Origin of the sequence: Rhodoferax sp., from assembly GCF_028715765.1 — a bacterium.
In the GTDB taxonomy this organism is placed as follows: domain Bacteria; phylum Pseudomonadota; class Gammaproteobacteria; order Burkholderiales; family Burkholderiaceae_C; genus Rhodoferax.
The window spans coordinates 1-6,384 of record NZ_JAQURE010000079.1 but is presented as its reverse complement, the minus strand read 5'-3'; the positions used below and the strand labels follow the sequence as shown (position 1 = coordinate 6,384).

The 6,384-nt window shown below is 57.4% G+C and carries 8 protein-coding genes; 5 read left to right on the top strand and 3 right to left on the bottom strand.

Translation table 11 applies throughout. The annotated features are described in order from the left end of the window. The 3 genes from PHT20_RS15970 to amt form a co-directional block, all read left to right on the top strand. Positions 1-195 (top strand): FxDxF family PEP-CTERM protein (locus PHT20_RS15970; protein WP_301021300.1); only part of this gene is annotated, 195 nt, incomplete at its 5' end. 355 nt (positions 196-550) lie between these two features. Continuing rightward, positions 551-889 (top strand): P-II family nitrogen regulator, encoded by a 339-nt coding sequence (gene glnK, locus PHT20_RS15965; protein ID WP_300085223.1) that lies wholly within the window; start codon positions 551-553, stop codon positions 887-889. Positions 890-926: 37 nt separating this feature from the next. Beyond that, entirely contained in the window at positions 927-2,483 is a 1,557-nt protein-coding gene (gene amt / locus PHT20_RS15960; protein WP_301021299.1) for an ammonium transporter, read from the top strand. Positions 2,484-2,583: 100 nt separating this feature from the next. On the opposite strand, the gene PHT20_RS15955 is transcribed toward amt, so the two are convergent. Both PHT20_RS15955 and purB read right to left on the bottom strand, forming a co-directional pair. Further along, entirely contained in the window at positions 2,584-3,144 is a 561-nt protein-coding gene (locus tag PHT20_RS15955; RefSeq protein WP_301021298.1) for a YaeQ family protein, read from the bottom strand. 81 nt (positions 3,145-3,225) lie between these two features. After that, complete coding sequence (gene purB, locus PHT20_RS15950) at positions 3,226-4,605, bottom strand: adenylosuccinate lyase (RefSeq protein ID WP_301021297.1); 1,380 nt, start codon at positions 4,603-4,605, stop codon at positions 3,226-3,228. Positions 4,606-4,769: 164 nt separating this feature from the next. Here purB and PHT20_RS15945 point away from each other — a divergent pair, with 164 nt between their 5' ends. Together PHT20_RS15945 and PHT20_RS15940 are read left to right on the top strand one after the other, a co-directional pair. Next, positions 4,770-5,384, top strand: coding sequence for a glutathione S-transferase N-terminal domain-containing protein (locus PHT20_RS15945; RefSeq protein ID WP_301021296.1), 615 nt, complete (start codon positions 4,770-4,772; stop codon positions 5,382-5,384). A 100-nt stretch (positions 5,385-5,484) separates the two neighbouring features. Next, entirely contained in the window at positions 5,485-5,706 is a 222-nt protein-coding gene (locus PHT20_RS15940) for a hypothetical protein (protein WP_301021295.1), read from the top strand. Positions 5,707-5,776: 70 nt separating this feature from the next. Here PHT20_RS15940 and PHT20_RS15935 read toward each other — a convergent pair whose 3' ends face one another. Beyond that, positions 5,777-6,247, bottom strand: coding sequence for a nuclear transport factor 2 family protein (locus PHT20_RS15935; RefSeq protein ID WP_301021294.1), 471 nt, complete (start codon positions 6,245-6,247; stop codon positions 5,777-5,779). Positions 6,248-6,384 lie beyond the last annotated feature (137 nt).

Below are 6,384 nucleotides of genomic sequence, written 5' to 3'. Positions count from 1 at the left end.
GGGCAGTTTGCGTTGACTCATACCGGTCAAGACTTGTACCTTCGCTACACAGGTGACGACGACAAAAACAGCCAGTTTTACCTGAGCTCGATGACCGTGGCCGCTGTGCCTGAACCCGAAACCTATGCCATGCTGCTGGCTGGGCTGGGTATGTTGGGTGCTGTGGCACGCCGGCGCAAACAGCCACAAGCCTAAAGCCGCACCCACCTACTCGGTAAACCCGTTTCAAACCCGCCAAGACCGCAATGGTTTTGGCGGGTTTTTTCGTTGCAGCTCAGCATGCAAGCACGAGACTTCAGCACTTAAGGTGTGCACGACTTGGTCTAAATTTAAAATTGCACCAAAGCGGTGCAAATCAACAGCCATCTGACAATCCGCAAACCCTGCCCCACACAGGAGATTGGCTGTACTGCGCCCACTCTTCGCTGTCACTTGAATTTCAAGCTGGCACGAACTCTGCTTAATTGAACTGTCAACACCAAGTTGGAGAGCTGATGAAGCTTCTAAAAACTGCCCTGGATGACCGTTTTCTTATTCTCAAGGAGTTCGCATGAAACTTGTTACTGCCATCATCAAACCCTTCAAGCTCGATGAGGTGCGCGAAGCGCTCTCAAGCATTGGCGTGCAGGGGATCACCGTGACCGAAGTCAAAGGCTTTGGTCGTCAAAAAGGCCACACCGAGCTGTACCGCGGCGCGGAATACGTGGTTGATTTTTTGCCCAAGGTCAAAGTCGAAGCCGCCATTGACGACGCTTTGGTTGACCAAGTCATCGAAGCCATTGAGGGCGCAGCCCGCACCGGCAAGATTGGCGACGGCAAAATTTTTGTCTCGCCCATTGAGCAGGTCATTCGCATTCGCACCGGTGAGACCGGCAAAGAAGCCTTATGAACCCCACACTTCAGTCCCTACCAATGAGGTTAACCAAATGAAAAAACTACTCGCATCCCTGACCCTGGGCTTGGGTCTGCTCCTGGGCAGTTCGCTGGCCATGTCGCAAGCCGCACCCGCGGCCTCTGAAGCTGCGCCTGCCGCAGTCGCAGCTGAAGCAGCTTCTGCTCCGGCCGAAGCCAAGCCAGCTGAGGCCGCTATGGCACCCGCTGCTGCCGCTAGTGAAGCTGCACCAGCTGCTGCCGCCGCGCCAGCACCTGTGCCTAACAAGGGCGACACCGCCTGGATGATGGTTTCCACCTTGCTGGTGATCTTGATGACGGTACCCGGCTTGGCGCTGTTCTATGGCGGCTTGGTGCGCAGTAAAAACATGCTGTCGGTGCTGATGCAGGTCATGGTCACGTTCTCGCTGATCGTGGTGCTGTGGTTCATTTACGGCTACAGCCTGGCATTCACCGAGGGCAATGCGTTCTTCGGCGGCTTTGACCGGCTGTTCATGGCAGGCATTTGGGACAACGCCGCTGGCACGTTTGCCAATGGTGCCACTTTCAGCAAAGGTGTCTACATTCCTGAAATCGTGTTTGCAGCTTTCCAAGCCACCTTTGCCGGCATCACCGGCGCGCTGATTGTGGGTGCTTTTGCCGAACGCATGAAGTTCTCTGCCGTGCTGGCCTTCATGGCGCTGTGGTTCACCTTCAGCTACGCCCCGATTGCCCACATGGTTTGGTTCTGGATGGGCCCTGATGCATACGGTGCCAAAGACGTGGTCGATGCCATGAACGCCAAAGCTGGCTACATCTGGCAATCCGGCGCGCTGGACTTTGCTGGCGGCACGGTGGTTCACATCAACGCCGCTGTGGCGGGCTTGGTCGGTGCATTCATGGTCGGCAAGCGCATTGGCTACGGCAAAGAATCCATGGCGCCTCACAGCCTGACCCTGACCATGGTCGGTGCCTCACTGCTGTGGGTGGGCTGGTTTGGTTTCAACGCCGGCTCTGCCCTGGAAGCCAATGGTTTCGCCGCCCTGGCCTTTATCAACACCTTTGGCGCTACCGCCGCTGCAGTGTTGGCCTGGTGCGTGGGTGAAACGCTGATGCGCGGCAAGGCTTCCATGCTGGGTGCAGCTTCTGGTTGCGTGGCTGGTTTGGTGGCTATCACACCGGCAGCCGGTAACGTGGGCATCGGTGGTGCGCTGATCATCGGCTTCTTGTCTGGCTTTGCTGGTCTGTGGGGCGTGAATGGCCTGAAGAAAATCCTCGGTGCTGACGACTCGCTGGACGTGTTTGGCGTGCATGGTGTCTGCGGTATTTTGGGTGCCATCCTGACCGGTGTCTTCAACAGCCCAGCTCTGGGTGGTCCAGGCTACGTGGCTGACTGGGTGACAGCCAGCATGGTGACCTCTGCCGACTACTCGATTGCTGCGCAAGTCTGGGTGCAAACCAAGGCGGTGTTGACCACCGTGATCTGGTCTGGTGTAGTGTCTTTTGTGGCCTACAAAATTGTTGACCTGACGATTGGTTTGCGCGTCTCTGAAGAATCTGAGCGCGAAGGTTTGGATGTCACATCACACGGCGAAACCGCCTACGGCCGCTAAGCGGGTGTGAGTCTGCAGGCCAAATGACCTGCAGACTGTCAAACAGGGAAGACGTGTTAATCGTCATTGCCGCCGAAGTTGCAAAACTTCGGCGGTTTTTTTATTTCCAGCGCAGTGGTTCGATGTGCACGGTGTGCGTGCCGTCACCCAGCATCAGCGCCCCCTCTTGCACGGTGGCCTGCAGCACCATGCTGCGCTGCGCCATGGGCGCCAAAGCCTGGGCGTCCAGGGTCGGAATGCGCCACACCTGCAAGTTTTTCAGCCTGACCAGTTTGCTCTCAGTGCCACGCCACCACACCTCTGCCGCATGACCAAAGGCGTACAACACCACCGCATCGGCTTTGTTGCAGGCTTTGCTCAAGGGCTTGTCTTCGGGCTGGCCAACTTCCATCCACAGCCGGGTTTGGCCGGTGAAGTCACGCAGCCAGACATCAGGCTCATCGGGGTCGGACAAACCCGCACCAAAAGCCAGCGTGCCGTCACCATTGCAAATGTCTTGCAACTGGTGCGCTTGCAGTGCCAGCGCGCACAGCCGCACCATCATGCGCTCATCGGTTTCACTGGGGTGGCGCGCCAGCGTGAGCGCATGGTCAGCGTAGTAGCCGTGGTCAATGTCGGCAAGTTGCAGGCTGGCTTTGAAAATGGTGGATTTGGTGGCCATATTTACCTTTAAAACCCCTGGGGAACGCACCAAAAAGAAACCCCAGAACAAGTCTGGGGCCATCCATGGGCAGGATACTGATTAAACCCGGCGTGCCAGCTCGGCCGCCTTGCCCACATAACTGGCCGGGGTCATGGCCAGCAGACGGGTTTTCTCGGCCTCAGGCAAGGCCAACTCGGCAATGAAGCCTTGCATCAGCTCACGCGTCATGGCTTCACCACGTGTGAATTTTTTCAGCTGTTCGTAGGGTTGCGGCAGGCCAAAGCGGCGCATCACGGTTTGAATTGGCTCAGCCAACACTTCCCAGGAGCTGTCCAGGTCATCGGCAATGGCCACCTGATTGATCTCCAACTTGCCCAAACCCGTGGCCAGCGACTGGTAGGCCAGCACGGCATAACCCAGCGCCACACCCATGTTGCGCAGCACGGTGCTGTCGGTCAGGTCGCGCTGCCAGCGTGAAATGGGCAACTTGTCGCTCATGTGGCGCAGCAGGGCATTGGCCAAGCCCAAGTTGCCTTCAGCATTTTCAAAATCAATCGGATTGACCTTGTGCGGCATGGTGCTGGAGCCAACCTCGCCCTCTTTGAGCCGCTGCTTGAAGTAACCCAAGGACACATAGCCCCACACGTCGCGAGACCAGTCAATCAAGATGGTGTTGGCACGCGCCACCGCATCAAACAGCTCGGCCATGTAGTCATGCGGCTCAATCTGAATGCTGTAGGGCTGAAACGTCAGCCCTAAGCCCAAGGGCTCAGGGGTTTCAATGACCTTGTGGGCAAAAGCCTCCCAGTCAAACTCAGGCCAGGCGGACAAATGGGCGTTGAAGTTGCCCACGGCACCATTCATTTTGCCCATCAGCTTGACATTGGCAATGCGCTCACGAGCCGCCACCAGGCGCACCACCACGTTGGCAATTTCTTTGCCCACAGTGGTCGGGCTGGCGGTTTGGCCATGGGTGCGGCTGAGCATGGACACCGCAGCAAAGCTGTGCGCCATCTCGCGCAATGTTTTGATCACGTCATCAAGTTTGGGCAGCAGCGCCAAGTCGCGCCCGGCCTTGAGCTGCAAGGCATGGCTGGTGTTGTTGATGTCTTCGCTGGTGCAGCCAAAATGCACAAACTCTTGCGCAGCCACCAGCTCTGGGCGACCTTCAAACTTGGATTTGAGCCAATATTCGACCGCTTTCACGTCGTGGTTGGTGGTTTTTTCAATGGTTTTGATGGCCTTGCCATCGGCTTCAGTGAAGTGCTTGACCAAACCCAGCAGGTAAGTGCGCGCACCTGGCGTGAGTGGTTTGAACTCGGCAAAACCGCAGTCACTCAGGGCAATGAACCAAGCCACTTCAACCTGAACGCGGCGATGCATGTAGCCCTGCTCGCTCATGGCAGGGCGCAGTTTGGCAAGCTTGGCGGCGTAACGGCCGTCCAACGGAGAGAGGGCAGAAATGGCAGAAGTAGTCATGCAAGGCATTGTAGGGTGCAGCTTGAGGCCGTTTCGCAAGCGGCGCGTCAGCTCAAAGTCATCAGCGATGGGGCGCCTTGCCCAGACCTGAAAAGGGCTGGGTTGGGCTGTATAGAATGAAGCGTTCCTATTTACAACATCTCTTTCAAATCTGTCACATGGCCATGAAACTCATCGGATCCAACTCAAGCCCCTACGTTCGCAAAGTGCGTGTGGTCATGGCTGAAAAAAAGCTTGACTACGACTACGTGCTTGAAAACGTCTGGGCGGCAGACACCACCATCCGTCAGTCCAGCCCTTTGGGCAAAGTGCCCTGTCTGATGATGGAAGGCAGTGAGGCTATTTTTGACTCGCGCGTGATCGTGGAGTACCTCGACACCTTGTCGCCGGTCGGCAAGCTGATTCCTGGTGTGGGACGTGAGCGCGCTGAAGTCAAAACCTGGGAAGCGCTGGCCGACGGTGTGTTGGATGCGGCCATCTTGGCTCGGCTGGAAGCCACCTGGGGCGGTCGCACCGCTGAGCAGCGTAGCCAAGCCTGGATCGACCGCCAGTTGGGCAAGGTCAACGACGCGCTGCTCGCCATGAGCAAAGGCCTGGCCGACAAGCCGTTTTGTGTGGGCATTCACCTGTCGCTGGCCGATGTGGCCGTGGGGGTGGCCTTGGGTTACCTTGATTTTCGTTTTCCAGAGATCAACTGGCGTGAACCGCACCCCAATCTGCACAAGCTGCATGACAAACTGATGCAGCGCAGCAGTTTCACAGACACCCAACCCTGTTGACCGCTCCTCTCGGGCAGCAAGCGCTGCCGACACAGGGTTTACACGCCCTTACATTTTTTCAAGCCCAACATCGCTGGTGGCACGCTAAAGTTCAAGCACCATGCGAAGCCTCAAAAAAATCACCTACAAAACCGTCTACCAGTGCCGAGAATGCGGCGCCACCAGCTACCAGCCGGTGATTGACCGCGCCAACAACGGCGCCCTGTTGCCCACCGGGCAATACCGCTGCACTGGCTGCCGCAACATTTTTGCCACAGTGCGCTCGTGGTGGGCACCCCGCCCCAAGCCAGAGTTTCAAAACAGCCGTCAGCTCACATCCTGAGCTTTGACGCGTCAGTGCAGCGTGCGCCAGCCCGCCGGTGCAAATGGAAAAAGTGATGGCTGGTACAGCTTTATCGGGCTTGCAGGCGCGCCCTGAGCCAGCGCATCAAACCACCCAGCACGGGCAATTTTTCATAAAGCTCTTGCGCCGCATCCCAGTAGTCGCGGTGCACGGTGATCAGGCCGGTGTCTGACAGCACCAGGTGGCTGGCGCCCAAAATCACCTGCGCTTGCCCAGCCTGGTAGCCCTTGAAACCAAAGCGGAATTCCCAGGTTAAAAAACATTGCGAGCCCTGCAGCACGCACGCCACCACCACAAATCTCGGCTGCTGCAGGCTGACAAACATGTGGTCAAAAATGGCTGCAATGGCGGCCACGCCCACCACGTTGTTGAATGGGTCGGTAAAACGCGCTTGCGGGGCATAAAACTGACCCAGCTGCGCCAGGCTTTGCGGCGTCAGCGTCTCAAAAAAACGCACGATCTGCGCCACCTGTGCGGTGTGATCCAGCGGATCAGTGCGGTCAGTGGGGGCGGTGGTCATTGGGTGGCGCGTTCAACCCAGATAATCCATTAGAGATTTCGATGTTTCAAGCGAGTCCGAACTTGTGCAGACTTGGGTCAATTTCAGCTTGAGCCCAAAGGCCCTCAAACCACTTTCGTCGCCGTCGTGCCAAAGCC

Coding starts and splice junctions, on each gene's coding strand:
- amt (WP_301021299.1), top strand. CDS start 927: ATGAAAAAACTACTCGCATCCCTGACCCTGGGCTTGGGTCTGCTCCTG.
- purB (WP_301021297.1), bottom strand. CDS start 4,605: ATGACTACTTCTGCCATTTCTGCCCTCTCTCCGTTGGACGGCCGTTAC.
- PHT20_RS15945 (WP_301021296.1), top strand. CDS start 4,770: ATGAAACTCATCGGATCCAACTCAAGCCCCTACGTTCGCAAAGTGCGT.
- PHT20_RS15940 (WP_301021295.1), top strand. CDS start 5,485: ATGCGAAGCCTCAAAAAAATCACCTACAAAACCGTCTACCAGTGCCGA.
- glnK (WP_300085223.1), top strand. CDS start 551: ATGAAACTTGTTACTGCCATCATCAAACCCTTCAAGCTCGATGAGGTG.
- PHT20_RS15955 (WP_301021298.1), bottom strand. CDS start 3,144: ATGGCCACCAAATCCACCATTTTCAAAGCCAGCCTGCAACTTGCCGAC.
- PHT20_RS15935 (WP_301021294.1), bottom strand. CDS start 6,247: ATGACCACCGCCCCCACTGACCGCACTGATCCGCTGGATCACACCGCA.